Source organism: Synechococcus sp. H55.9 (assembly GCF_047462355.1).
Taxonomy (GTDB): Bacteria; Cyanobacteriota; Cyanobacteriia; order Thermostichales; family Thermostichaceae; genus Thermostichus.
The window spans coordinates 22977-25492 of record NZ_JANSJB010000028.1 but is presented as its reverse complement, the minus strand read 5'-3'; the positions used below and the strand labels follow the sequence as shown (position 1 = coordinate 25492).

Annotated in this window: 3 protein-coding genes; all 3 read right to left on the bottom strand. The window is 65.1% G+C overall.

All coding sequences use genetic code 11. From position 1 onward, the window contains the following. Nucleotides 1-57: 57 nt before the first annotated feature. Nucleotides 58-1224 carry a DNA replication/repair protein RecF gene (gene recF, locus NW857_RS05595; protein WP_414368239.1) on the bottom strand — a complete coding sequence of 389 codons (1167 nt, stop codon included), beginning with the start codon at nucleotides 1222-1224 and terminating at the stop codon, nucleotides 58-60. Between the two features lie 128 nt (nucleotides 1225-1352). Beyond that, nucleotides 1353-2045, bottom strand: a complete 693-nt coding sequence (locus NW857_RS05590) for a DNA-binding protein (protein ID WP_414368237.1) — start codon at nucleotides 2043-2045, stop codon at nucleotides 1353-1355. 66 nt (nucleotides 2046-2111) lie between these two features. Continuing rightward, nucleotides 2112-2516 (bottom strand): sensor histidine kinase (locus NW857_RS05585; RefSeq protein ID WP_414368234.1); only part of this gene is annotated, 405 nt, incomplete at its 5' end.

The following is a 2516-nucleotide window of genomic DNA, read 5'->3' as shown; positions in this document are numbered from 1 at the left end:
ACGTCTCGGGGGCTCGGAGTTGTGTATAAGAGCCAGATGCTGGGGGATTGGCTTGCTTTAAGCCAAGGGGAGTGAGGCAGGGGCGGGAGAGATCTGCCCCTGGTGCACGTGAAGGATTTGCGCTCCCTTGAGCCAAGCGGTGTCAAAGGATCCTAGGTGGGTGGTGGTAACCAAAGTTTGCACCCGCTCTTGAATGGCCCCTAAGAGCTGGTTTTGGCGGTGCAGATCCAGCTCCGCCAGCACGTCGTCCAACAGCAGCAAGGGCGGATCCCCCTTCACCTGCTCAATCAGCTCCAGCTCCGCCAGTTTGAGGGCCAAGACCAAGGTGCGCTGCTGCCCCTGGGATCCGTAGGCACGAGCCAGCCGTCCGTCGAGGCTCAGCTCCACCTCGTCCCGGTGGGGGCCGACCAGGGAAGTGCCCAGGGCCTGTTCGGCAGCAGCCTTGGCGCGGATCTCTGCCAAGAATTGGGCCTGAACCGCCGCGGGATCGGCCTGGGGATCCGGCAGGGGCACCTGGGGGCGATAGGTGAGGTTGAGGGTCTCCCGTCCGCCGCTGATGGTTTGGTGCCAGCGGGCGGCCAGGGGTTCTAGCCGCTGCAACAGCCGGGCGCGACGGCGCACGATACGACTGCCGCTGGTGGCCAGTTGTGCGTCCCAGAAGGCCATCTGAGAAGCTTTGTTGCTGGCGGCTCCTTGCGTCGGCGGGATGGAATCCTTGGGATCCTGCTTCAAGAGGGCATTGCGCTGCTTGAGGATCTGGCGATACTGCTCCACCAAGTCGGCATAAACAGGCTCCAGTTGGATTAACACCCCGTCTAGCCAATGGCGTCGCGCCTCTGGCCCCCCTCGCACCAGCTCCAGATCCAGGCTGGAGAACACCACGGCACTCACCTGCCCCAAAAAGTCAGATTGTCGCCGTAGCACCTGGCCGTTAACCCTCAGGGATCGCCCCCCCTGGCTGCGCAGCTCCATTGCCAGCTCGTGGGCCACCCCCAGCCGTTCCACGGTGGCGGCAATCCGCGCCTTCTCTTCCCCCTGCTGCACCAGCTCCCGATCCCGGCTGGCCCGCCGCGAGCGCAAGGTGGCCAAGAGCTCCACTGCCTCCAAAAGGTTGGTCTTGCCCTGGGCGTTCTCCCCCACCAGGATGGTCTTGGGCGCCTCGAAGGGGATCCCCTGATCCCGGTAGTTGCGGAAGTGCCACAGGTGCAGAAAACGCAGGTACACTCGACGAGGGTGGGCTATTGACTCTGGATTTCTGGGAACAAGAACGGCCCCCGCGGCGGGGGCCTTTACTCTAACGCAACTGCTGCAGGGTTAGGAGAAGAGAGCGGGCTGCCTCAACCAGGGGGCGCTTAGAGGCTGCCCAGGGATCCCAAACCGCTCAGGCGCTCTGCCGCCAACAGATGCAACGCAGCGCGGGCCGAGTGGTGGGCAGCCTTGCTGCGGCTGTAGTCGGCGAAGGTGTAGCTGCCCGGATCGGTATTGACCCTGCTCAACAACTGCTGGGCTTGCTGCTGCAGCTCGGCCACAGGGCCGGCGGTGATGTTGGCGAAGGCCATCTCCGCCTGCAGCCGGCTGAGGGACTCTTGGGCGCGCAAGGGGGCCTCGAAGAAGGAACGGCCAGGACGGCTCCCAAAGCCCAACTCCGCTTCGTAGAGCGCCTTGGCGGCTTTGGCCAAGTTTTCCGCCGCTTTGGCCTGCTCGCGGACGGCGAAGACATTCCCCCTTTGCAGAGCGTTCTGGGCCTCGGCCAAGCTCTGGCGGCTCAGCTCCAGGAGACGGGCGGCTTCCGGAGAGGATCCCCGCTGGGCGAAGAAGCTGGCTTCCGCCAGGTGCCGCTGGGCTTTGGCCAGGTCGTGGCTGGCCCGCTCCAGCTCCCGCGGGCTCTGCCAACTCGGCTGCATTGGCACGGGGGCTGCGGTTCCAAGAGCCGGGCGGCGGCCCCGCTGGGCTTGCGCCGGGGATCCCAGCACCAGGGGAGTGAGGAGCAGCAAAATCGGCAGGGAACAGCCGAGGGCACCGGTGAAGGAAGCACGAATCGTCATGGTTACAAACTCCAATCGACAGGACAAGCCGGTTTGGGGTTGGCTCAGTGGGCTTTCCCTTGCGGCCTATCCTGAGGATGGCGAAAGAAAATGACGTGAAGATGACAAGGGTAGCTCCACTGTAAACACCGACCCCTCTCCCACTTGGCTGGCCACCCGCAGGGATCCCCGATGGGCGGTGACGATCTGGTGGGCCAAGGCCAGGCCCAGCCCAAATCCCCCTGTATGGCGGGCGCGGGCCGTGTCCACCCGGTAAAACCGCTCGAACAGGTGGGGCAAGTGCTCAGGCGGGATGCCGAGGCCCGTGTCCCTCACGTGGATGCAAACGCAATGGTGCCGGCTTTCCAGGCTCAGTTGCACCGTGCCGCCGGCGGGGGTGTACTGCAGGGCATTGCGCAGCAGAGCCGCTTCCCCGCGCACCCGCCATTTCCCAGCAGGCCCCGGCAGGTCGCATTGCCAGCGAAGCCCCAG

Excerpts from the sequence above, each read along its gene's own strand:
- NW857_RS05590 (WP_414368237.1), bottom strand. The coding sequence starts at position 2,045 with ATGACGATTCGTGCTTCCTTCACCGGTGCCCTCGGCTGTTCCCTGCCG.